General features: G+C 55.8%; 13 protein-coding genes (1 of these 13 running past the window's edge). 6 read left to right on the top strand and 7 right to left on the bottom strand.

Annotated elements, in window-relative coordinates; translation table 11 throughout:
• Positions 1 to 50 precede the first annotated feature (50 nt).
• From QEV83_RS05520 to QEV83_RS05510, 3 genes are all read left to right on the top strand, one after another.
• The gene (locus QEV83_RS05520) at positions 51 to 479 is read left to right on the top strand and encodes a DUF2946 family protein (protein ID WP_280130232.1); all 429 of its coding nucleotides are present in this window, start codon (positions 51 to 53) and stop codon (positions 477 to 479) included.
• A gap of 86 nt (positions 480 to 565) precedes the next feature.
• Positions 566 to 2,917 (top strand): TonB-dependent siderophore receptor, encoded by a 2,352-nt coding sequence (locus QEV83_RS05515; RefSeq protein WP_280130231.1) that lies wholly within the window; start codon positions 566 to 568, stop codon positions 2,915 to 2,917.
• Positions 2,918 to 2,920: 3 nt separating this feature from the next.
• On the top strand, positions 2,921 to 4,198 hold the full coding sequence (locus QEV83_RS05510) for a PepSY-associated TM helix domain-containing protein (RefSeq protein WP_280130230.1): 1,278 nt from the start codon (positions 2,921 to 2,923) through the stop codon (positions 4,196 to 4,198).
• 121 nt (positions 4,199 to 4,319) lie between these two features.
• On the opposite strand, the gene QEV83_RS05505 is transcribed toward QEV83_RS05510, so the two are convergent.
• From QEV83_RS05505 to QEV83_RS05475, 7 genes are all read right to left on the bottom strand, one after another.
• Positions 4,320 to 5,036, bottom strand: coding sequence for a hypothetical protein (locus QEV83_RS05505; RefSeq protein ID WP_280130229.1), 717 nt, complete (start codon positions 5,034 to 5,036; stop codon positions 4,320 to 4,322).
• A 343-nt stretch (positions 5,037 to 5,379) separates the two neighbouring features.
• Positions 5,380 to 5,877, bottom strand: coding sequence for a hypothetical protein (locus QEV83_RS05500; RefSeq protein WP_280130228.1), 498 nt, complete (start codon positions 5,875 to 5,877; stop codon positions 5,380 to 5,382).
• 57 nt (positions 5,878 to 5,934) lie between these two features.
• A complete protein-coding gene (locus QEV83_RS05495; protein ID WP_280130227.1) occupies positions 5,935 to 7,641 on the bottom strand; it encodes a cyclic peptide export ABC transporter in 1,707 nt (568 codons plus the stop codon).
• 148 nt (positions 7,642 to 7,789) lie between these two features.
• Positions 7,790 to 8,497 carry a hypothetical protein gene (locus tag QEV83_RS05490; RefSeq protein ID WP_280130226.1) on the bottom strand — a complete coding sequence of 236 codons (708 nt, stop codon included), beginning with the start codon at positions 8,495 to 8,497 and terminating at the stop codon, positions 7,790 to 7,792.
• Between the two features lie 278 nt (positions 8,498 to 8,775).
• Positions 8,776 to 9,024 (bottom strand): MbtH family protein, encoded by a 249-nt coding sequence (locus QEV83_RS05485; RefSeq protein WP_280130225.1) that lies wholly within the window; start codon positions 9,022 to 9,024, stop codon positions 8,776 to 8,778.
• Between the two features lie 86 nt (positions 9,025 to 9,110).
• The gene (locus QEV83_RS05480) at positions 9,111 to 10,562 is read right to left on the bottom strand and encodes a diaminobutyrate--2-oxoglutarate transaminase (RefSeq protein WP_280130224.1); all 1,452 of its coding nucleotides are present in this window, start codon (positions 10,560 to 10,562) and stop codon (positions 9,111 to 9,113) included.
• A 152-nt stretch (positions 10,563 to 10,714) separates the two neighbouring features.
• Complete coding sequence (locus tag QEV83_RS05475; RefSeq protein WP_280130223.1) at positions 10,715 to 12,070, bottom strand: glycosyltransferase; 1,356 nt, start codon at positions 12,068 to 12,070, stop codon at positions 10,715 to 10,717.
• 430 nt (positions 12,071 to 12,500) lie between these two features.
• Between QEV83_RS05475 and QEV83_RS05470 the strand changes: the two genes are divergently transcribed.
• The 3 genes in view from QEV83_RS05470 to QEV83_RS05460 are tightly spaced (at most 49 nt apart) and all read left to right on the top strand, a layout consistent with a single transcriptional unit that may run on beyond the window.
• Positions 12,501 to 22,433, top strand: a complete 9,933-nt coding sequence (locus QEV83_RS05470) for a non-ribosomal peptide synthetase (RefSeq protein ID WP_280130976.1) — start codon at positions 12,501 to 12,503, stop codon at positions 22,431 to 22,433.
• 49 nt (positions 22,434 to 22,482) lie between these two features.
• On the top strand, positions 22,483 to 23,544 hold the full coding sequence (locus QEV83_RS05465) for a TauD/TfdA family dioxygenase (protein WP_280130222.1): 1,062 nt from the start codon (positions 22,483 to 22,485) through the stop codon (positions 23,542 to 23,544).
• On the top strand, positions 23,541 to 25,661 hold the 5' portion of the coding sequence (locus QEV83_RS05460) for a non-ribosomal peptide synthetase (protein WP_280130221.1). It continues 6,951 nt past the right edge of the window; only the first 2,121 of its 9,072 coding nucleotides appear in the window; the start codon lies at positions 23,541 to 23,543; its stop codon lies off the right edge, out of view. The genes QEV83_RS05465 and QEV83_RS05460 overlap by 4 nt, the downstream gene beginning before the upstream one ends.

The raw sequence follows: 25,661 nt of genomic DNA, 5'->3' as shown, positions 1-25,661 counted from the left end.
ATGTAAGTCGATTTCGGCGCCTTGCGGATCTTGCTTTCGGAAGAATTGGCATGTTCCGGCCCGTGACAAAAACAGCTATGCGCCTGCGTGCGGTTTTGCCAATCGCACTCGCCTATCTGCTTGCGATCAACGGGGTTCTCGGCGGCTTCGGGACCGCCTCGGGTCAATCGATCGAGCGCGACCAGGGTTCGTCTTTTGCCAATGTCATCTGCGCGGCGGCGGCGGCGGCTTCCGACATAGGCGGAGACGCAGGCGCGCCAGGCAAGGCTCACACGCATCAGGCGCATCATTGCGTCCTCTGCGGAGTGGGCGCGCATGGTTCCACGCCCGGCCATTCCGTTATTCTTCCGGCCTTCGCACCGTTGCCAGAACGTTTGCCTGGCGAGGCAATACCATCCACTCGCTCGAATGCGGCACCGCCGTTCGATACCGGCTTTATGAGCAGCCGGTCCCCCCGTGCACCTCCCCTGACAGTTTGAGTCTTTCTCCTTCGTGAGAAGCGGCATGGATTCCCACATGGAATCCCGTTCGCCCACTCGCCTGTCACTCGCACGGGAATACCGTCATGTTAAAAATGAAACTCATCCTTCTCGCCAGCGTGGCGGTACTTCCGCTCGCCCAGGCGTTCGCCCAAACAGCCGATCAGCCTGCCGCTGCAGGTGGTGCCATTGCTCTGCCCACCGTCGAGGTCACCGCCACGGACGGCGGCGGTGAAGGCGGGGGGGCAGGGAACGGACCGCCAGAAAGCCCTGGGGAAAAGGCTGGCTACAGCGCCCCGTCCATCCAGCAAAGCACCACCAAGATCGCGGTACCAACTTTCGATCTTCCGATCGCGATCCAGACGGTGCCGGAGCAGGTCATCATCGATCAGAACGCCGTCAACATTCAGGACGCGCTCGAAAATGTCAGCGGTGTGCGCTCGAGCAACAACAACATCGAAGGGTATGTCTTTAACATTCGCGGCTTTAACAGCTTCAATGTGCTCCGCGACGGCCTGTTGATTGGGGTGGCCATTCCCCAATCCTACGATACCGCCAATCTGCAAAGCGTGGATGTCTTAAAAGGTCCCGCCTCCTTTCTGTTTGGCCGCGCCGATCCTGGCGGCGTGATCAATTTGGTGACCAAGAAGCCCCTAGACACTCCTTACTACAGTATCGAGCAGCAGATGGGCTCGTTCAATATGTTGCGCTCGGTGTGGGATCTCACCGGCCCGGTTGACATTCCGGATCTGGACAAAGGTGCCGTAAGCTACCGGTTTTCAGGCAGCTATCAAGATGGCGGCCAATGGGTGGACTTCACGGAGACCCGGAGCCTTTTGCTGGCGCCGTCCATCACCTGGAAGATCGACCCCTCGACGAAACTGACGGTCGAGGCGCAGTACAATCGCGAGGATGGGCGAAGCAACACCGGCCAGCCCGCGATCGGCGCGTTCCCCGCCAACATTCCGGTGAGCCGGTCGTTCCTGGATCCCAACGAGCCGCAGGATACGGTCCGCAGCTCGCTTATCAGTTATAATTTCAGGCATGAGTTCGACAATAATTGGGCCATCACCAACCGGTTCCTCGCGGCAAGAGCCACAATCGAAAAAACCGATTTGACCGGGAATTGCTTTTTCTTCCAGGACCCAGCAGCCCCGGCTCCTTGCGTCGTAGCGGGCAATACATTGCCTGCTTATATGCTCGATCGAGGCATTACCTATCAAAAATTGACGGGCACGAATTATTCCGCGAATCTCGATCTGACCGGCAAGTTCTATGTGGCAAATGTCCGCAACGATGTTTTGATTGGCACCGACTATTTCTACAGCTTCTATAACTATGTGCTTTCGGGCAACGGAGATTTCCCGATCAACATCTACAATCCGGTCTATGGCACGGTGCCGTATTGGGAGTTTGCCTCCGCCGCCACCATGGCGTGGTCGGGGACGTCTGGCTTCAGGTCCTTTAGTAGCAACCAGCAGAGGGATCTTGGCATCTATGCGCAAGATTCCATCACTCTCTTCGATAATCTCCATATTTTGGTGGGCGGCCGCTACGATTTGGCTGATGTACGGTCCGGGAATTCCAATAATTTTACGGGCGCCGGAAATTTTGCCGAAGCCTCCGCGAATTTTGATGCAAATCCGGACCAGCACAATCAGGCATTCAGCCCGCGCATCGGTGTGAATTATCAACCCGTGCCTTGGCTCGGTTTCTATGGCAGCTATACCAAGTCGTTTGGAGCGGCCAATGGCCTCTCGAACAACAACCTGCCGCTCCCACCGGAAATCGCGGAAGGATGGGAAGGCGGTGTCAAGACCGAGCTGCTCGATCACAGGCTGACAACGACGCTTGCCTTCTTCACCATCACGAAAAGCAATGTCTTGACGTCGACGGATCCCTTCAATCCAATCGCTGAATCGCGGCCGATTGGCCAAGTGCGCAGCCAGGGTGTCGAACTCGATGCGCTGGGCAAGCTCACCAACGAGATCAGCATCATCGCCAGCTATGCGCATCTCGATACGAAGGTGATCAAGGACACCGTTCCGGACCCTCTCGACCCGTTCGCAGGCGGTTTGCTTGGCTTGACGCCTGGGGGTGTTGCGCCGAACTCCGGCAGCCTGTTCCTCGCCTATGAGTTTCCAGCCGTCTCCATGTTTCATGGCTGGCGCGCGGGCGGCGGTGTCTATGCCGTGGGCGACCGGTGGGGAGATAACCAGGACACCTTTATTCTTCCGGCCTACGCGCGCCTCGACGCTTTTGCGGCCTACAAAGCCGTCTTCGGCCCGACGCGCTGGACCGCGCAAGTCAATCTGCAGAACATCGCCAACACGAACTATTACCCGGGCACCGATTTCTTTTTCAACAACGCGCCGAGATTTGGGATCTACACCGGCACGCCGCGTGCCGTCACCGTGTCGCTCAAAGTGGAGTACTGACCTATGCGCCGCTTTTGGGTGTTCCTCCATCGCTGGGCGGGACTGCTGATGGCGGGCTTCCTTATCGTCGTTGGAATCACTGGCAGCCTGCTCGCCTTCAACAGCGAGCTGGAGCGGCTGATCAGCCCGCAGCTCTATGCCGCGCCAAAACCGGGCGCGGTACCGCTCGACGCGGCGGCGCTTGCCTTGCGCGCCGAGGCCTTGGTCCCGAAGGGGCAGGTCTATTCGGTCTCCTTCGCCGAGCCGGATCAGGTGCTTGTGACGATCATCCCGCGCGAGGGGTCCGAAACTGGAGACAACACGCTCGGCTTCAACCAGCTTTTCCTCGATCCTTATACTGGCGACGAGCTTGGCCGCCGCGCCTGGGGGGATCTCTCGCAAGGCTGGATCAATCTGATGCCGTTCATCTATAGCCTGCACTTCAAATTGGCGCTCGGCCTCACCGGTTTCTGGATCATGGGCATCGTTGCGTTGGTTTGGACGCTGGATTGCTTCATCGGAGTCTATCTCACGCTGCCAGCTGGCATCGGCAACTTTTGGCGGCATTGGAAACCCGCCTGGCTCGTCAAATGGAGGGCGGGCGCCTTCCGGATCAATTTCGATCTGCACCGCGCCGGCGGCTTGTGGCTGTGGGCAATGCTGCTCATCTTCGCCTGGTCGAGCGTCTACATGAATCTGACGGACACGGTTTATAGCTGGGTCACGCAGGCGATTCTCGACTACCGGCCTGCCGGAACGGGGCTGCCCGATCTTCCTCGGCCCAATGAGACCCCGCGTCTCGATTGGCGCGCCGCGCTTTCGGCCGGTGAGCGGCTGATGGCCAAGCAAGCGGAGATCCACGGCTTCACGGTCGAGCGCCCGATGGGGTTCTCCTTTGACTCGGGAAAGGGACTCTACAGCTACAAGGTGCGTGGTGGCCGCGACATACAGGACCGGCGCGGCAACACGGAAATTTTGTTCGACGCCGATTCGGGTGAGTTGCGGCAGCTGATCTTACCGAGCGGGCAATACGCGGGCAATACGGTCACAAGCTGGCTCTACGCCTTGCACGAAGCGAATGTCTTCGGCATGCCTTACCGCATTTTTGTAAGCGTGCTTGGGCTCGCCATCACCATGCTGTCTTGCACCGGAATTTATATCTGGTGGAAAAAACGCGGTGCGCGAAAATTTTCCGCTTCGCGGCGGGGCGACGTGGGCGCCCCTGGCAAGCGCTTCGCGGCGTTGGCCTTCGTCAGGGGGTGCTGGAAGAGCCGTTCCGGGACATCAAATATCGCCCGGTAGGGCTCGCGCGACCTATATTCCGGCAGAATTGGGCCTTCATTTTTTCTGTTGATGCGCTACCGTGGCCTGTTGGCCTCTGGGCAGGTATTCTCCTGCCCAGAATGCCTTATTGAGTTAGTGCTTACCAGCCATGGCCGCTGCCGCTGCCGAAGGATTTGTCTGGCTCATAGCCGTCTTTCACATTGCCGGGGAAAGGTTGAATCGCTGCGACGCAGTTAAAAGAGTGTGGCGGGTTCAACGACCCATTGCCGCATACAAAATAAGAATCGATGCTGACCGTTCTTGCAGCAAGCGAATGGGGTGCCGGGTCGCCTTCGCATTGGTAGGTGCTGGCGGCGGCACTGACGGTACCTTTAACGTGGAAGCCATAAGCCCCTCCCGTTGTTGTATTGCCGGGATGGGTTGGCCTGAACCAGCTGTTATAGGTGCCGGGATTGCCGAAGGCTTGCTTCAGCGGGGAGGCATCGGTAATAGCAAGCGTCTTTAGAATTCCGGCGGGAGCAACGTTGCCTCCGGGCCCGGTCGGGGGCGTCTGATTTTTCAAATACAATGCCTCGACCTTCAAATTCACGGTATCCCCAGCGCTGGTGTCGAGGGGGTTTCCCCAGAAATCCGTGGGGTCTGCGCAGGCACCGTCGTAGCTATAAAGGATGACGTCGACGGCATTGAAGCTGTCTTCAAAAGCGGGTTCGACGTGGAATCCGACCGTCAGCCGGATATTGCTGCCCAGCGCGAAAACAGGTGGCAAAGTGCGGCTCTCATGGGCGAAGGCCGGGACTACAAAGGCGATTGACACGGCTAGGGCGGTGGCAGCCATAAGCTGCCGTCGGATTTTCATATCGTTTCCTCCACATATAAGTCTGGGGAATCGTCCCCTGTGTAACCCGGAAGCAGGCCGGGCCCCCATTCGCAACGTGATCGCGAATCTCGACTCGCACATCCGGTGGTCCATCCACCTAGGCGTGCAAAATTTGAAAAAGTTGGCCCGCGTTACGACGGTAACTTTGCTATTAAGAGGTGAGACGTTCGGGGCCGGAAAAATCCGCCATGTTTAAGAACAAAAATTCGTTCCGCCCGGCCAAAGATCCTGGCGGGGCGATGAAAGCAAGATGGAGGCTAACGCCTTGTGGCTGCGGAAATGCGGAAAGCAGTTGTTGCTTCTATAATAGAAAAAATACCGATCAATCCGGCACCTGCAAACGATGGGCACCAGCCGAATGTGGATGATTTATGCGCGCCACTAGTCCGAGTTTCCCATGCCCTACCGCGCGTATTGAGAGTGCATGACGGGACGAATTCGAAACATGCCTCGAAGGTGCGGTCACGGCGGAAGCAGCGGATCCGACGCTGTTGCCGTGCAACGCATCTTTGCCATATACGCTGACCTCGATGATGTTCGATGTTGTTTCGATGCTGAAATTGTATCCCTGCAGCAAGAGCACCCGCGAGATGGCCTGTTGAAGCGGCCCGTCGAACGCGCCGGAGACGGAACGGCTAAGATCCGCTGAGGAGCTGTACCGCACACCATAAATGTTGCTGAGCTTGATTAGCAGTTCTTCGACTGACGTATCGTTTGCTTCGATCTTAACCGCATCCGCCTCGCCCGTGACGCGAACTTCCGCGCGCAAGCTTGTCGAAAGCGCTTGCAGGAGAGTGGCGAGCACCATTGAACGGATCAACACCTGCCGTCTTGATAGAAGGAACCGCGATGGTTTCAAGGTATATGCCCCTCCAACCTATGAGCAGGAAACCCGGCGTATGCTTCCGCTGGACGGGGTCGAACCATGTACCGGCGTCTCCTCGATTTTTCCGGAATCGAGCCGAAGCAAACGGTCGGCAACGGGATAATAACGTTCATCGTGGGTTATTACGATGACCGTTTTGCCACGCGCCTTAAGTTGAGAAAGTATTTTCGTGTAAAAAATTTCCCGGAAGATAGGGTCCTGTTCTGCCGCCCACTCGTCAAAAAGATAGAACGGCCGGTCCTCGATAAAAGCGGTCAATAGCGCCAGTCTTTTGCGTTGGCCACGGGACAAATCGACGGTCGAAAAACATCCATCCTTTATAGTTAGTTTGTGGTCCAGCTGAAATTCTTTGAGAAAATTGCCGGCACGCGCGAGTGAGTTCGCGTCATGATAGCCAAGCAACGAATCGAAGTTGAAAGCGTTGGCAAAGACCACCGCGAAATTCTGGCGGAACACATCCCATTGATTCCCAGCTATTGGGTTGCCATTCAGTCTGATTTCTCCTTTATCTGCGACAAACAGGCCAAGAAGAAGAAATGCAAACGTTGTCTTGCCGCTACCGTTGCCACCGGTCATAAAAATCAGTTCTCCTGGTTCGATCCGTAGATCAAGAGGGCCAAGCGTGAACTCAGATCGTTCGGTTTCTGATCGATAGCTATAACGGACTCCTGAAAGTTCGAGGACCCCGGGTACCACGGGCGCTACTGAAGATTTGTCTTCATTTCCGATGAGCGGCTCCTCGGACATTGAGAAGCCAAGTGCCTCGAGTTTGCGGAGCGCGACCAATCCTTGCCCTAGGGCTGGAATCGTATTTACGATGGTCGAGATTGGCCCCATGATGAAAAGGATCGACAGAGTCCATCCGGTTACGGTGTCCGCCGGAGAGTTTTGAAACAGGGGAGGAACAAAAAGAGCGAGGCCGATGGCTATAAAAAACAAGAGTTTGCTGGCATGCGCTCCCACAATGAAGATCGTTAGGCCCGTGTTGAAACGAGTCCGGATTATGTTGGCCGTAACGCTGAGTTCCTCGTCCAGAAACGCCCCCCGGCGGCGGGCATTCATCTTCAGCTCCTTGCAACCTTCGGTTAATGCCCGAAAATGCCCGAATAAAGCATCATCGGCGTCTCGCGCGAGGCGGACCCAATGTAAAGACCAGCGCTGGGTGACAAAAAAGATACTCAGACCAACGGCAAGCAAAAGCAGAAGGATCACCAGCAAAGCGGGAGACAGGGAACCGACATAGATCAAACCGCCCAGCGCGATCGAACCCTCGATGAAAAGCACGGGTAGCGCCTGGTGCGCATGCGCGACACTTGAGATGTCGTCCGTCAACGCTGCCATGAGGCGGGGGGCGCCGCAAGATTGCAGCTGCGAGAGCGGCGCGGAGAGGATCCGGCGGCTGATCCAGAGGCGTAAATCGAAGAGATTGTTCTGGGTCAGGCGTAGAATCAGAACTTCGGAAACGACGCCCGCCACGAGCATGAGCAGGCAAAGGCCAAGGAAGGCGGCAAGGGATACCGTTCCCGCTCGTTGCCCCCTTGCCAGAGTGTCGTTAATGAGCATCAGCAGGCCGGTGCTGCTGCCTCCGGCGGCAAGGCCGAAGAAGACGGACCCAAGGAAAGCACGCTGTGACACACCCGGCAGCCTGCCGAAGGTCCCAAACAATGGCATTAAAGCTGCTGGTAAGAACTCAACCATCCTCGCTCCAATTGCAGCGCTGCTTCAATCGCAATCGTGCCATCCTGATATGCGTTCCCTGGATACCGAAATCGCGAGGACGGACCTGGAGCGGTCCGTCCTCGCGATTGGTCTAGCTGCTCTTTGCGACTGGCGCGAGACAAACGTCTCAAGGCGCCTTCTGGGGAATTTCGACGCAACTATGACCATCTCCTGGGGTCCTTGTCCCTTTGCCGCAAACGAAATATTCATCGATTGTCGCGTCTCTGGCGGCGATTGGCAGCGGGCTTGCAGTTCCTGCGCATTGATAGCTGTTGGCCCCCGCGTGAACGGTTCCGTAGATGTGAAAGCCATAGGCATTTCCGGCATTGGTGCCGCTGGGGAGAAGGCCGCTGGCGGGGCCTCCGGCGGGTTGTGACGGAACGAACCAACTATTGTACAGCCCGGTCGTATCGCTGTTCTCTTGCAAGGGTGAAATGTCGGTAATTTTCTTGCTCGCTAGAATCTGCGGATTGCCAGAATGGCCAGGAATATAGGGCTTTTCCTTGCTCAAGATGAGAACCTCGACTTTGAGGTTGACGGTGTCGCCATTGCTCCCATTGACGTCGATCGGTGCGCCGACGAAATCCTCCGGATCGGTGCCGCCGACATCCGTACAGGGTTTGTCGTAGGTGTAGAGGAAAGTGTCGTTCGCATTGGTGGTGCCAAACAACGCCGGTTCGATATGGAATCCAACCGACAGCTGGACCTTCCCAGTTGAGGCCGTGACGAGGCGGTCCTCGTGCGCATGGGCGGGGTTCTGCAGCGCCCATGACATCGCGAAGGTTCCAACGAAAGTGAGAATCTTGCAGCGATTTTCGATTTGGTAGCGTTTCATCAACAATCTCTCGTTCACCCGGTGAGGCTTTGGCGTTTTTAAGAGGGTGCTAGTCAAAGAGAAGCTGGCATTGCACGAATGCGATAACGACCCATTGGGCGGTACCAACACACGCGCGCCATCCAAAATTGACTAGCCTTCTTATTCGACTAAAACGGATGAGAGGCGGTGAACCCGACATGCTGGGCAAGTTTGGACAAATATTTTGAATACCGTGGGGTTTCCCCGCCGATCGCGCGGCGTGAACTCCGGGACGCCGAGAGAACAACGAGACGTCTTCACTGTACTGGCGTTTCACCAGCTTTCTGCGCGGCCTGTGCCGCCTCTTCCATCTGTTTGCGCAGGCTCAATGGACGCATGTCGGTCCAGACTTCGTTGATATAGGCAAGACATTCTGCTTTTGGGCCGCCCTTTCCAACGGCGCGCCAGCCATTCGGGATTTCCTTGTAGTCCAGCCAGATCGAATATTGCTCTTCATGATTGACGACGACGATATAGGTTGCTGTTTCGTCTTCTTCCCAAGCCATGGTTCGATGTCCTTTGCTAGCGGCTGATGGCATTTTCTTCCAACGCTTGATGCCCGTCTGAATGAGACGCGCATCAAGTACACGGGCTATTCAACTGTTGTTCTCTGCGATTCCGATGTCTGCACGGCCCTCTCAAAACGGTTTGCGATCTCATCAATCTGGTCGCCGGTGACTATCAAGGGCGGCAAAAACCTGATGACGCTTCCGGACCTGCCCGCGAGTTCCAAGATTAAGCCATGCCGGAGGCAGTTGAGTTGAATCCTTCGAGCCATTTCCGGGCAGGGTGGGGGAGGCTCGAATCCACGCCTCTTGCCATCTGGATCAATAACTTCGACGCCGATCATCAGCCCCCGACCGCGCACATCGCCAAGCGAGGGCGTAGTCGACGCGATCCGGGCGAGCTCATGCATCAGACGATTTCCCATGCTCTCGGCGTGTTGATCCAGTCTGTTGAGGCGAATGTGCCGAATGGTCGCGGCTCCAGCCGCAAATCCGAATTGATTGCCGCGAAATGTGCCGGCGTGCGCGCCTGGTTTCCAGAGGTCGAGGTCGCGATGGTAAACGATGACCGCGAGAGGCTGACCTCCACCGATCGCCTTGGAGAGTACGACGACGTCGGGCGTTATGCCGGCGCGTTGGAATGCAAAGAGGCTACCAGTGCGTCCGAGGCCCGTCTGGACTTCATCCACGATAAGAACAATTCCAAGACGCTTGGTCAGGTCGCGGATCTTCCGCAACCACACGCAGGGTGCGGGATTTATACCGCCCTCACCCTGAACCACTTCAAGGATCATCGCTGCTGGCGCCGGGATACCACTACTAGGGTCATCCAGTAGCGTCTCAATATAATGAGCAATGGCTTGCTGCCCCGAGTCTCCGCCAATGCCGAATGGGCAGCGGTAGTCTGAAGGGTAGGGGAGGAATTGGACTTCCGGTAAAAGTCCGGATATGGCAGCTTTCGCCGTGATGTCGCCGGTGAGGCTGAGAGCTCCAATCGTCATCCCATGATACGAGCCGTGAAAACTCAGCAGGCCCCGCCGTCCCGTCGCTGTCTTGACGAGTTTGATTGCCGCCTCGACCGCATCGGCTCCCGAGGGGCCGCAGAACTGAATTTTAGCATCCGCCGAAAAATCCGCAGGAAGGGTCGCGAACAATTCGCCGATGAACCGTTCCTTGACTGGAGTTGGAAGGTCAAGCGTTTGAAACGGCACTTCATCTTCCAGGGCCTTGCGGATAGCCTCCACGACGACGGGATGGTTATGGCCAAGGGCGAGCGTGCCAGCCCCTGAAAGGCAGTCGATATATTCGCGGCCTTCGGTGTCCGTGACGAGGATGCCGCGGCCCGTCTTCAGTGCGACCGGCAGCCGCCGCGGATAGGTCCTGGCATTGGATTCGATTGCATTCTGATGCTTAAGGTAAGTATTATCAAAAGATGTGTAGAAAGGATTCTGATCATAGGCTTTCTCGGTCAGTACAGATCGTAACTCTGGCTTTTCTTCACGATCCTCCCGTGGACGTAAAATCCCTGACGCATCCATTTTTGTGCTCATGACGTTTTTTGTTGCCGGCCGTCTTGTGTGGCGCGTCAGGGGAACTCCCAACAGATATTCAAACAGTCTGCCGAAAGTTTCAGCGCGCCAAAACAACCCGGGCCTGTAACGGTTGAGACCGGAAGATCCCGACAGGTTTTTCATCTTCGGGGATATATTTTTTTCGTAAGCAAAGAGTCCATGATCGGCGCCAAAAGACCGGCTTCCTGTTCCTGGTGCAGGATGTCCCTTATCCGCGGTACATTCTCGCGAATTGCCGTGCTTTGCTCGATTGCGAGGATCAACCCCTCGAGATAAGAAACGCTCAATTTCTTAATGTCGCCGTGCAGCCCGAGACCATGATAGACCATGCGCGCTGTGTTTCCGGGATGGTCGTATCCCAGCGGGAAAGAGATCATGGGGACACCCATAAAAGCGCATTCCTTGATCGTGTTGGCGCCGCCGTGCGTAACCATCAAATGCGCCCGTCGCAGGATCTCCAATTGAGGTGCTTTCTTGACAATCACGATATCGGATAACGAATACTCAAGATCCTCAGGGTTCAGACCAGCACCCGTCGCGATCACCCATTGTCTGTGGGGCCGCGAGCGGGCAACTTCGATAATGGTCTGGAAAAACCTTCGATATCTTTCTTTTCCGAACCAAACGAGACTTCCCAAGGCGCAATAAAAGAGCGGCCGTGTTTCGTCGAGGCGATCCCACGGAAATGGTTCGTCCGGGCGATGAAGCGCGAGCGATGTGCCGATGTAAACTCGCTGTGGCATTTCCGCATGAGCGAACTCCAAAGCGCGCGGCCACGCGACGAGTTCGGTCAGCCCAGGCGCTTGCCGGTCCGTGAGGCACAAGTCGAGAGGGTAGCCGTAGCGCAATGCGAACCGGAACCTAATTCCATCGAAATCAAGGTAGAGCCCTAGAGCCCGTGCGATAACGGACCGGAGCCGCTCTTCGCACCGCACCCGCCACCAAGCAGTTGAGATTTTCCACCGGGAGCGCCGAGTTCCCGTCGGGACTAGCGGACTAGAAATGGGCGGTAGACCGGAGCCGACGGCGGGCGAAAGAGAATCATGAAAATAGACGCAGGTTAAACCTTTGGCGCTGGTAACGAAGGCGGGCCATTCCATCCATTTGTCGGCGGATGCGAATATGACGAGATCTGGCGCCAGCCGCATGAGACTGTCTTGTAGGATTTCTCCACCGCGCGTCAGGAGGTCTTCGATGAAGGCATTGATGCGGCCGATAAATTTTCGTTGTGCCCGAAATGCGGCCAGACCGGGTGGAAGGGTCTCAAGAGTTTCGGTTTCGAGTAAAAAACCTTTGGGAAAATGACCTTCAAAAATGGCCGTAAACGGGAAACCCTGAGCATGAACAGCCGCCTTTGAGTCGGCAAAGCCAAAATAGTGAACATCATGCCCGCGGCTAAGGAGATGGTTGGCAAGACCTAGCGTCGCGTAAAGACCGCCTGGGTTGGGCAAAATAAAAATAACGATCGTTGACATCAAATAGATCGATCCGGGATAGCGATTGCCCCAATGTCCAAAGCGTCTCTCTCCGAGGCGCGGAAGGCCGGGCTTAACGTCCGCAGCCGATCATACCCTTCGCAAATATAGGGATCTCCTTTTATCTCAGGGCCGGATATCACGAAAGCAAACGCAGGTCGCGACACCAAAATTTATTTCGCGCCGGGATGGCGGGATATTTCTGACCAATCCGTTTTACCCAGTTGGGCAGTCCCATATTGGCATTCTGCGCCGCAGCAAAACCAAGACGGAGCGAGATTGCATTCCGAAGCAACAGACCGCCCTCCAACAGGCGAAAGTAACGCGGTAGTGACGAGAACGGCAAACGGCAAAACGAGAGTGATATTCCGTGAAATATGCTGCTGTTGAATCTTTGGCTCCCGGAAGCCACGAATCTGTCTTTGCTGACATGATTGCGCTGCTGCAGGCTCGCGCTATCGAAGAAGAAGGGAAACGACCAGCATTTGTCTTTCTTGGCAACGGAGAAACGGAGGTCGCCCGATTAACATTTGGCGAACTTGACCGGTACGCGCGGGCGATAGCGGTTCGGCTGCTTGAGATAACGCGGCCCGGTGAACGTGCTCTACTTCTCTATCCTCCCGGCCTGGACTTTATTAGCGCTTTCTTCGGGTGCCTTTATGCTGGGGTCGTCGCTGTTCCTGCGAACCCGCCCTCACGCCAGCATCTGCACAGATTGCGATCTGTCGTGGAAGACTCAGCTCCCACGATTGTCATGACGACCGCAGACTTACGCGAGCAGTTTGAGATGCGATCGGCACAGTCATGGCCCAATGGCAAGCTGCTTTGGCTGGTGACCGAGGAGCATGATCTGGCGATCGCAGACCAATGGGCGCGCCCCCTTATCAACTCCGAAAGTCTGGCTTTTCTTCAATACACATCTGGCTCAACTGGGACACCCAAGGGCGTCATGATTAGCCATCGAAATCTTTTGTCGAATGAAGCAACCATTAAGAGTGCTTTCGGTCATGACAGAGAGTCAACCGTAGTCGGGTGGCTGCCGCTCTATCACGATATGGGGCTCATAGGTAATGTCATTCAACCGCTTTTTGTCGGCTCGACGGCAATTCTAATGCCGCCATACGCCTTTCTCGATAAGCCCCTCCGTTGGCTGAAAGCGATCTCAAAATACAAAGCCCGCACCAGCGGTGGACCAAATTTTGCCTATGAACTCTGTGTACGGCAAGTATTGGCGGCGGACAAACAAGATCTCGACCTGAGTTCTTGGACCCTGGCTTTCAACGGCTCCGAGACGGTGCGGGCTTCGACTGTATCTCGCTTCGTGGAGGCCTTCGCTGCGTGCGGCTTCCGGCGCGAAGCGTTCTATCCCTGTTATGGGCTGGCCGAGGCGACCTTGCTGGTAAGCGGCCCTGAACGAGGCCGCGGCTTTATCGTTAAGAGGTTTAACAAGGCAGCGCTGTCGCAAGGTCTTGCAAATGCCGAGATCAATTCGCTCGACGAGAACGAAGGCATTGTTTCATGCGGTCAGTGCAGAAGCGGCCATCATCTGAAGATCGTCGATCCGGAAACAAGATACGTTTGTCCGGACGGGCGGATAGGCGAAATGTGGTTGTCCGGACCGAGTATCGCGCAGGGCTATTGGGGGCAACCAAGCGAAACCGAGGAGACCTTTCGCGCCAGTATGGCTGGCGGAGAAGAGAAGTTCTATTTACGTACGGGCGACCTTGGCTTTGTCGATGATGGCGAGATCTATATCGCTGGCCGGATAAAAGATTTGATCGTTATTCGAGGCGCCAATTACTATTCATCCGATTTTGAACGCATTCTCGACCAGGGCGTGCCAGGCCTCAGAGTCGGATGCAACACTGCTTTCGCGGTTGAGAGGGAAAACGAGGAAGTTTTGATCCTCGTGGCAGAAGCCAAGCGTGATTATCTTCGTCTCACTGGTGCTTCAGCAATATTTCTAGCGGTGCGTGAGGCCGTGTCCCGCGAATACTCGCTCACGATAGGCGAAATCGTTCTGGTGCTGCCCGGAGCTGTTCCCAAAACCAGCAGCGGCAAAATCCGCCGTCGCGCCTGCCGCCAAGCCTATCTCGATGGGACGTTGCGTATACTCGCCGCAACAGGTGCTGAGACGAAGGACTTCCCGGCGCCGGTTCGCGGAATGCAACAGGCATTTGGAGCACCATCTGACTTAATAAAGGAAAAGTATGGGAGGGACGGCGATGTCCTGCGCTTTTTATGCGTCAAGATTTCGCAATTCCTGCGTTGTCTAGAATCGGAAATCCTGACTGAGAAAAGTCTCCCCGAACTGGGGCTTGATTCCTTGCAGACAGTGGGATTGAAGCATGCAGTGGATGAGTTCCTAGAGATAGATCTTCCACTCAAATTGCTCTTGGCCGAAGGCAGCCTCCGCGCGTTGGCGAAGAAAATCGCGGCGCTGCCGCCAACAGCTCACCCGCCTGGCCCGAGCGGAGGAACGGGTCTCTCATACACGCAGCGGGCGCTATGGACCGTGCACCGCCTCGATCAAAAGAGCATCTCATATAATCTGCATTTGGCTCTCGACGTTACGGGCAAGTTAGATACCGAAACATTAGCTACCGCGCTTACCAATATCTTACAGCGCCACGGGCAGCTTCGAGCAATCTATCACGACGATGACGGTCAGCTGGGACAGACTTCCGAGCCCTTTATCAAACTAACAGAGTGGCTTTCTTGCGTCGATGCGAACGGTTGGAACGATGCGGCCTTGCAAGCCGATATCGGAGCGCGCGTACGGCAACCATTTGACCTCGAATGCGGGGTGCCGCTGCGGGTGACCATCTATCGTCAGGGACACGGAAAATCCGCGCTGCTTTTTTGTGCTCACCATATAGCCGTCGATTTATGGTCATTTCTTCTCCTAATCCAGGAGATCGACGAGTCCTATCGGGAGCTCCAATCCGGTCTTGCGTGCAAGACGACACCCACTCCCGATTATGCGGACTTCATCAACTGGCAGAACCGTTACCTAGAGAGTTCACTTGCGACCGATGATTTTGACTACTGGAAAATCCAGCTTGACCGGCAACTTCCCATTTTGGCGTTGCCGACAGACTTTCCGCGGCCGTCCGAATCAGACTATTGCGGCGCTTCCTATGCCCTGCGTCTCGATGCCAATCTTACCGCCGCTTTGAAGGTTTTGGCGGCCCATCACGGGGTTAGTTTGTCTACTATGCTGCTCGCCGTTTATCAGGTGCTGCTGCATCGTTATTCCGGGCAATGCGAGATTGTCGTCGGCATCCCCAGTAGCGGGCGACTCCGGGAAGAATTTGCAAGGCTTGTTGGAAATTGCGTCAATCCGATTGCAATTGTTGGTCGTCCTTTACCGGCGCTTTCTTTCGCGGAGTTTTTGCGTCATATCGGCGAACAAGTACGGGATGCACTCGTGCATCAAAACTTCCCGTTTCCTATTCTAGTGGAGCGGCTGCACCCGGAGCGACAATCTGATCAATGGCCGATTTACCAAACGTCTTTCGTGCTGCAGCAAGCACAGGAGGGATTGCCGCGAGACATGGCGCCGCTTGCCCTAGGGGAAGAGAACGCGCCATTTTTTTGGTGTGGCTGTGAAGCGGCAATTCTTCCGGTGCAAAAACGGGTCGAGAATTTCGATCTGAAACTGATGGCGGCAGAGTCGGAAGGTGGGCTTGTCCTGTCTTTGCAATATCGAACCGAACTTTTCTTGCCAGCGACGATCGCACGCATGGCCGGGCATTTTTCGCGTCTGACAGCGGGGATCGCAGCGTCGCAGGAAACCAAGATTGGCGAGCTGCCGCTTTTGACCGAGGCGGAGCGACATCGTCTCCTCACAGAATGGAACGCCACGGCTCATGACTATAGCCGAAACATTTGCGTCCATGAACTTTTCGTAGCGCAAGCAAAACTGAGGCCCCGCGCCGTCGCGGTGTCCTTCGGGGACAAGCGGCTCACTTACGCCGAGCTCGACGAGCAGACAAATCAGTTGGCGGGTTACCTCCGTGATCGTGGTGTCGGACCGGATGATTTGGTTGGTCTTTGCGTCAACCGTTCGCTCGCGATGGTCGTTGGAATCCTCGGTATATTAAAAGCCGGGGGCGCTTATCTCCCGCTCGATCCCGACTATCCCGAAGAGCGGCTGGCCTACATGGTCACGGACGCGAAGCCGCGCCTGGTTTTGACCCAAGAGGACCTTATTCCCTTGCTACCAGAAGCTATTAGCCTCTTCTGTCTTGATCGGGATTTAGGCGCAGTCGCGAGCACAAAGAGCCAGAACCTAACCAGCAAGACACTGCCTCTTAATCTCGCTTATGTGATTTACACTTCGGGATCTACAGGAAGACCCAAGGGCGTTGCCGTCACCCATGGTGGTTTAGTCAATCGACTTCAATGGATGCAGAGCTATTTTGCTGTCGGCGAGACCGACGCGGTCCTGCAAAAAACTCCCTATGGTTTCGACGTATCCGCATGGGAGTTTTTCCTGCCACTCTTGGCCGGAGGGCGTCTCATCGTGGCGGGTCCGGGAGATCATCATGATCCAGCCTGCCTTATGGATATCATTGAGCAAGAAGGGGTAACCCTCGTACATTTCGTTCCCTCGATGCTGCAAGCCTTTCTGGATGCCCCAGCTCACTCGGCGCTAGTGACGCTGCGCGGCGTGATCTGTAGTGGGGAGGTTCTTCCTTCGTGCCTTAGAGATCGATTCCATGCCTTCCAATCGGCGGACCTATACAACCTCTACGGCCCGACCGAGGCGTCAATCGATGTCACCGCGCATGTTTGCAGGCAAGACGGCGAGGGCGTAAGTGTTCCGATCGGCCGGCCGATTTGGAACACGCAGATTTATATCCTTGATGGGAAATTCAACCCGGTACCGGTTGGAATTCCCGGCGAACTTTATATCGGGGGTACCGGACTGGCGCGAGGCTATCTTGGCCGTCCGGATCTCACGGCGGAACGATTTGTGCCAGACCCCTTTGGCGGGGAGGGAGGCCGTTTGTACCGTACCGGTGATTTGGCCCGGTGGCAGATTGATGGGAACGTGGAGTATCTCGGCCGCAGCGATCATCAGATCAAATTGCGCGGGTTCCGGATCGAATTGGGAGAGATCGAAGCACGGCTCCTAGAGCATCCAGCCGTTCGCGCCGCCGTTGTGATGATGCGTGAGATGGAAGCCCGCAAATTCCTGACGGCATATGTCGTGACCATGCCGGACGTTCGGCTTAATTCGGAGGCACTGTGCACCTCGTTACGGCGCGGGCTTCCAGACTATATGATTCCGTCAGCTTTCGTTTTTCTTGATGTTCTTCCTCTAACACCGAATGGAAAAATAGATCGTGGTGCCCTGCCGGTGCCGGAGACTAGCGACGACGATAAGGGCTATGTGCCGCCGCAATCCTTCGAGGAAAAGTTACTTGCTGGGATTTGGAAAGAGGTTCTGGGTCTTGAGCAGATAGGAATAACCGATAATTTTTTTGCGCTCGGTGGCGATTCCATTTTGAGCATAAAAGTCGCGAGCAAGGTTCGCGCGGCTGGGTTTGATCTTATCCCTCGTTACATATTTTTGCATCCAATATTAGGCGCCCTTGCGTCGCTGTTACAGCCAATCATAACTGCGGCGACAGAGGCTATAATGCCGCCCAGAGAACATTTCTGGATGGCTGAGCTGCCTCTCGATCAAGTCGTGAAGTTACAAGGCGAATTTCCCGGGCTCACCGATCTCTATCCATTGACCCCGATGCAGGAAGGGATGCTGTTTCACTGCCTGCTGCATCCTGGGAGTGGGATTTATGTGCTGCAAGATCAATATGAGATCCGCGGCGTGGTTGACATTGAGGCTTTCCGCGGCGCTTGGCAGTACGCCGTAGATCGCCACGATATTTTGCGTTCCGCAATAGTGTGGCGGCAGATCAAGAGGCCGCATCAGCGTGTTCAAGGCCGGGCGGCGTTACCATTTTTCTTTGAAGACTATCGAGCCCTGACGAATGTAGAGCAGGAGAAACAGTTAGCCAGTATCCTCGAGGATGAACGGCGGGAGGGCATCGATCTGGAAAAGCCGCCCTTGATGCGAATACGGATGATCCGCCTAGGAGAGGACCTCTGGCGCTGCGTACGCAGTCATCATCACATTCTGACCGACGAATGGTGTACCTCCCCCTTATTTGTCGAATTCCGTGATGCCTATGCGGCACTGATTGCGGGGCGCCCCTTACCCGAACACCAAGCGTATCAGTTCCGTGACTACTTCGCCTGGCTAAATCAGCAGGATCTTGCAGCTCCTGAAGCGTTCTGGCGAAGCTATCTAAAGGGCTTTCGCGAGCCGACGCCTCTGGTCATCGATGTTTCCCTTCGAACCCGCGATACACCACTAGGAGACGTCCTTGATGCGCAAGCGGCGCTTGACAGTGGACCGTCGCTGGCGCTTCAGCAGGCCGCGCAAAATTACTGCGTCACGCCCAATACGCTCATACAAGCAGCGTTTGCTCTGCTTCTTAGCCGCTACGCCAATCGCCCGGAAGTGGTGTTCGGAATAACGGTCTCCGGGCGCCCCGCCGAGCTGCCAGGCGTAGAGCAGATGCTTGGATTGTTCATCAACACTCTGCCGCTCCGGTTGCACCTTCGCGGCGAACAGCGAGTCTGCGATTGGTGGAGGGAAATACAGTTTGTCAATCTCGAAATGCGGCAATTCGAATACACCTCATTGGTGCAGTGCCAAGCTTGGAGCGAAGTCCCAGCCGGCATTGATTTGTTCCAGCATCTTCTTGTGTTTGAGAACGCGCCCATTGATCCAAGCCTTTTGTCAGATAGATCCATCCTCGACATGCGCTTCATTGGTAACCGAGTTCATACCAACTATCCGATTACGGTAACCGTTATTCCTGGCAATAAGCTTCAAGTCAGAATCACTTACCAGGCCAATCGCTTTAAACCAGAGTCCATCCATCGGCTCTTGACTCATCTTATAATCGTGCTCGAGGCAATGATCGCACGGCCACAAGCTCAACTCGGAGAATTTGGTCTGCTCCTTCCAGCAGAGCGGTCACAGCAGTTGGAGGATTGGAACGAGACGACCCATACCTATGCACCGCCTGTGGATTTTGTCGCCGCTTTTGAAGTGCAGGTAGAGACGTGCCCGGATGCGCTGGCTGTGCGATGTGAGGATGTCGCGCTCAGCTATCGTGAACTCAACCGGCGCGTCAATCGAGTATCCCATGGCTTGCTCGCGCGTGGCATAGGACCTGAAATTGTTGTTGGTCTTATTGGCGAGCGCGATATTGATTTCCTTGTGATGCTCTTGGCTGTGCTCAAGGCTGGCGGAGTCTACCTGCCGCTAGACCCTCGTCATCCCAAGCTTCGGCATCTACGCGTGCTCCAAGAGAGCGGTACTGCGATGGTCCTTGCCAGCCGCGCATGTCTGGAAGAGTGCCAGGAACTCTGTAAGGGGCAAGCGGTCTCCGTTGTAGCGTTTCTTGAGTTCGAGAAAGAAGTCACAGAGTCAAATCCGCTGGGCTACGTCGACGGACGCAATCTTGCCTATATCATTTACACATCGGGTTCGACTGGGACGCCAAAGGGCGCCATGATCGAACGCCTTGGAATGTTCAACAATCTGATGACCAAGATTCCGGCACTCAATCTTGAGCCGGGTGACGTCATTGCTCAGACCGCCTCGCAAGCTTTTGACATTTCTATCTGGCAATTCCTTACCGCTCTCATTTGCGGTGCTTGCGTCGATATTCTGCCTGACAATGTGGCGCAGAATCCCCTTGCATTGTCAGCTGCGCTGCACAATCGCGGCATAACTATTCTCGAGAGTGTACCGGCGATGATCCAAGCCATTCTAGATGCAATGGTGCCAACAATGCCACCGAAGAGACTGCGCTGGCTGCTCCCGACCGGCGAAGCTCTATCTCCCCTCCTTTGTCAAAGTTGGTTCGCGCGCTATCCGAACATTCCAATGCTAAATGCGTATGGCCCCGCAGAATGCGCCGATGACGTGGCCTATCATCAGATCGAAGCGGCCCCCGAGGCCGAAATTTTGGTGATGCCGATTGGCCGGCCTGTAGCGAATTTGCGGCTATACATTTTGGACCGTTTTATGGACCTAGCGCCAGCTGGCGTTACCGGGGAAATATATGTGGCGGGCATGGGTGTCGGCCGTGGCTATGCCGGGCGGCCCGACCTGACGGCGACGGCGTTCTTGCCAGATCCCTTCGGGAAGCCAGGAGCCAGACTGTATCGAACAGGCGATTTGGCGCGCTATCGTGACAATGGGACGATTGAATTTCATGGCCGTGCCGATGACCAGGTAAAGATACGGGGGCATCGGATTGAAATCGGGGAAATCGAAGCGCGCCTGAGGCGGCACCCAGAGATAAGAGATGCCGCTGTGATGGCATGGCCGGACGCTAAGCTCGGATATCGCCTTGTCGGATATTTTGTTCTGATAACAAATGCAAAAACCGAGAATGATGAACTCAGTTCTTTTCTGCGTGATTGGCTTCCAGATTACATGATTCCATCTATCTGGATGCAACTGCCAGATTTGCCTCTCAATTCCAATGGCAAGCTAGACAGAAAGGCTCTTCCACCGCCTGTAGAATTCGATGCTGCGCAGGAATTTCAGGCTCCAGCGACGCCGACCGAGCAAATCTTGGCTGGACTTTGGGGTGAGATGCTTTGTCGCGATCGTGTTGGGAGGAACGATAACTTTTTTGAACTCGGGGGGCATTCACTGCTCGCGACACAGGCGATAGCCAGAAGCAATCAGATATTTTGCCTGGAAGCGCCGCTCCGTTCGTTGTTTGATGCTCCGACAATCGCCAGGTTTTCGGTTTACGTCGATATTACCCGCCGCGAAGGGGAGTCCTCCTCTTCGTTACCGTTTATTCCGGCTCCCCGCATAGGTCCTCTGCCGCTTTCATATGCACAGCAACGGCTGTGGTTTATGCAGCAGTTCGATCCCGCCAATCCCCTCTATCACTATGCGGTCGCCGTCAGGATTACCGGGCCGTTCGACGCTAATGTCCTTGAAGCAAGCTTGAATGCAATCGTACGGCGTCATGAATCGCTTCGGACGGTGTTTCACGAAGAATGGGGCGAGCTCCGGCAGGAAGTTCTTTCGGAGCTTCCCGTTAAACTTGAATCGATGGTGGTGCAAAGTGACTCGATGAAGGAGTTCACGAACGGGCTACCGAGCCGGATGCATGAGTCCGTTGCGGCCCCCTTCGATCTTACGAATGGCCCTCTAGTCAGGGCGATGCTCTATCGCCCGCAAGGGGTACAACAGGGCACTCCTCCTATTTGTGCGTTACTCCTCTGTTTCCACCACATCGTCTTTGACGGCTGGTCTTTCGGACTGTTTTTGAAAGAATTTGGGGCTCTCTATCCGGCTTTGCAAAATGGCGCTGAACCTTCGCTGCCGCGACTCCCTGTGCAATATGCCGATTATGCTATCTGGCAGCGTGAGCGGGCGCAAAATGCGTGTTTTGCGCGTCAGAAAGATTATTGGACGGGGCAACTTAAAGGAGCACCGTTTCTTCTCGATTTGCCGGCAGACCGGCCGCGCAGCGCGGTCACGAGTGATGCCGCGGGCTCATATGAATTTGATCTAAGCGATCTTAGATCTGGGCTTGACGAAATTAATCGTCAGCATGCGGTAACTTCATTCATGACGATGTTAGCGGCCTTCGCGGGATTGCTACGCTACCTCAGCGGAGCTTCAGATCTGCTGGTCGGCGCTGATATAGCGAACCGGCAACGCAGGGAATTTGAAACCCTGATCGGGTTTTTCATTAATTTGGTTGCTTTGCGAATCAAGCTGGATGGTGATCAGAGTTTCAGCGAGTTGCTGGCGCACGTGCGGGACGTCACGCTCGGCGCCTATGATCATCAAGACTTCCCTTTTGAAAAGCTGGTCGAGACTCTTCGTCCCGAGCGCAGCGCGCTGCATGCAGCGCTCTTTCAAGTCAAGCTGGTATTTCACAACGTTCCGCTGACAGAGCTTGGTTTTCAGGACCTAAGATTCGAGGCAATTCCCTTCGAACCGCCACGCACGGAATTGGATCTGGTGCTTCATGTTTATGAGGACCGTCAGAGGCTTCGCGCGGTTTTTGAGTACCGGAGAGGTCTCTTCGACGTAGCCAGCATCTCGAAATTCGCAGAATTATTGCAGCTGTTGTTGCACAGCGTCCTGGCCAAACCAAGCATCCGTCTAAGTACCCTCATGAATGTGCTTGCGGAGCAGGACCAAGCGATCCGGGGCGCCGCGCGAACTGAGCGGCTCGCCCGCCGGATGGATCGGCTTCATGCCGTCAAGCGCCGAAATGTGCGGACAGAACAATGACCCTATCTAATTTGCCGCATTCCCATATTCAGCACCGCTGGAGCGAACCATGACTACCCAGGGAAGCAAGCCTGCACTCGGGTCCGTGCGCCGCCGTTCCGTTACCTTCGGGCAGGCAGAGCCCATGAAGCATGGGTTTTTGCCGGGGTGCGGCGAACATCCAATTGTTGTCGAAGCTCCCGCCAAAGGACTGCGGCTATCGTCCTGGGTAACCGGGCGGCGGGCGGAGCTTGAGGTGCTGACAGCACGGCACGGAGCGGTCCTGTTGCGCGGCTTTGCCGTCGATGGGGTACCGGATTTTGAAGATTGCGTGGAGAAGCTGTGCGGCGGCGCGCTGGAGTACCGCTTTCGCGCATCTCCGCGTACCGAAGTCGGACGCCACGTTTACACCGCGACGGATTATCCATCGGACCAGACCATTTTTCCACACAATGAACATTCCTACTCGCCCATCTGTCCGCTTTACCTCGTCTTTTATAGCGAGGTTCCGGCTCCCGAAGGGGGGGAGACACCGATCGGCGACAACCGTGAAATCACGCGGCTTATCAATCCCGCAGTCAAGAAGCAATTTGTGGAGCGCGGTATTCTCTACGTGCGCAATTACGGGGCTGGGTTCGGCTTACCCTGGACCACTGTGTTTCAGACCAATGACCGTGCCGAGGTTGAGCGCTATTGCTCCAGCCTTGGCATTGTTTGGACATGGAAATCCGGCAACCGTCTATGCACCCGTCAGACCGGCCCGGCAATGATCCGTCACCCGCGTACCGGCGAAGATGTTTGGTTCAATCATGCGACGTTTTTTCATCTGACCACCCTGCCAGCTGCGTTGTGCAACGCTTTGCTTGAGGAGTTCGGGGAAGAGGACCTTCCCACCCAAACCTATTATGGCGATGGCGCGCCTATCGAACGCGAGGTGCTGGAGCATCTGCGTTGCGTCTACCGACAGGCACTCCGCGAGTTTGACTGGCGAACAAACGACGTCCTGCTGGTGGACAATATTCTCACGGTGCACGGCCGTAATCCGTTTCGCGGATTTCGCCGGATCCTCGTGGCCATGGCCCAGACGTTTCAACCGAATGATTGGGCGATAAGAGGGGGAGTGTCGTCGTGACGTCGAACAAACAGACGACGGGATTCCGGCTCTCACAGCAACAGCAGCGTTTATGGCGCCTTCGAGAGCGGGCAGGGGTAGATTTGAGACCGGTGTGCGGACGGCTGCGTTTGGAAGGCCCGCTCGATGTCTTGCACCTGCGGGAGGCGCTCGGCAAACTAGTTTCGCGCCATGAGTCTTTGCGCACACGATTTGAGATGGCACCTGGTTTGTCATTGCCGATCCAGATCATTGATGACGCGGCCTTTATCGTTGAACTCTGCGATTTAAGCCAGTTGGAGCATGGACCAGGCTCTGAGGAACGAGCCGCATCGGCTCTGGCTGAAATCGAAAACGAACCAACATTCAATGATTTATGCGGCGCGGCGATTCGTACGGAACTGGTGCGATTTTCCACCGGCTTGCATTATCTGTTGATCGCGATTTCGCCACTCTGCGGCGACAGAGCCAGCCTCCACAACCTCGTACGTGAATTGATAGATGGGTACAGCGAGGAGACCGCCTCCCGACACGCGGAGGAGCCGCTGCAATACGCGGATTACACCGCCTGGCAGGAGGATGTTATCGCAAGTGACACGGGCGAAGGGGTGCGTTACTGGGACGAGCAACAGCGGCCGGATGTTTTTCCAATTCGGCTGGCTCTTGAGAATGAGATTGCGGATAAATCAATCTTCGTCCCGGCTGTGATGACCTTGCCGCTATCGCGGGATCAGGTCTGTGCTGTGACTGAATATGCGGCGCGGCATTGTGCGACGCTCGAGACCATACTGCTGGCTAGCTGGTTGGCTTTGCTGCATCGGCAAACCGATCACCAGGAAATTGAGCTCGCGTATCTTAGCGATGGCCGCAGTGAGTCGATTGCCACGGCGATTGGCCCTTTTGCGTGTCCCCTGCCTTTGCGATGTACTTTTAACACCGGTGAACCGTTCCCCACATTCGTGCGGCGGCTTCAGGTAATTCTAGAAGCGCATCACGACTGGCAGGACTATGCTGCTGCCGATTCCTTGCATTATACCTGCCGCTCGCGCGAACCACTGATTGGTTTTGGCTATGCTCCCGCGATGGCTCCCGAGCGGTCGCGCCACTTACTCATGACTCTCGAACGAGAATCGTCCCTTGAGGAGCCATTTCGTCTCCATTTGCAATGCCTTCTCGGGGAGGAAGGGGGCATCGTTGAATTCCATTACGACCGCGCGCGGCTTTCCCTGGCGGCTGTCGATTGTCTCGCGGAGCAATGGCTGACTCTTTTGGCGCATGCTACCCGCGAACCGGGGGTGCCGGTCGAACAACTGTCATTGCTCAGCGACGCCGAACGCCTGCGGTTGATGGACGAAATGTGTTCTTCGACTGCTTCAGCATTTCTTGAGGTGAAAGGACTCCACGAGCTAGTCGAAAGGCAGGCCGGGCGCGTTCCGCAAGCTCTCGCGCTACGCCATAGAGAAACGAGCTGGACGTATTTTGAACTGAACCGTCGGGCGAACTCTCTGGCGGCGTGCCTGCGGGCCAGGGGTCTTAAAGCCGAGGACCGGGTTGGCCTCCTGATCGCGGACCCACTCCAGATGGTCGCAGCGATCCTCGCGGTGCTCAAGGCAGGAGGTGCCTACGTCCCATTGGACCCCGAGCATCCGCGCGAACGTCTGGAATGGATGATTCGGGATGCTGCGGTCGCGCTTATCTTGGCGGAACCTGCTTTTGCCGAGGTGGCCGACCCTTTGGCACTGCAGGCGATCTATCTTGACGGTGCGGTTGATGGCGCCCCTGCCGGGGAACAGAGTTGGCGGCCTGAAAAGCGGGCGCTCCCAGATCAGCTTGCTTATATAATCTACACTTCGGGCTCTACCGGGCGTCCGAAGGGGGTGGCTGTTAGTCACCGCACCGCGCTGCAGTCAACTCTGAGCCGCCATCAACATTATACGGAGCCGGTCCGGGGGTTTCTGCTTCTTTCTTCGTTCAGCTTCGACAGTTCGGTGGCTGGTCTGTTCTGGACGCTGAGCCAGGGGGGCTGTCTGTATCTGCCACGGGTCGAAGAAATCCAGGATCCGGATGTGCTGGCCGGGCTGATTGACCGTTATAAATTGTCACATATTCTTTGCCTTCCATCCCTCTATAAAGTGCTG

This window comes from Methylocapsa sp. D3K7 (genome assembly GCF_029855125.1).
Classification (GTDB): domain Bacteria; phylum Pseudomonadota; class Alphaproteobacteria; order Rhizobiales; family Beijerinckiaceae; genus Methylocapsa.
The sequence above is the reverse complement of the archived record's forward strand: the minus strand, read 5'-3'. Positions and strand labels throughout refer to the sequence as shown.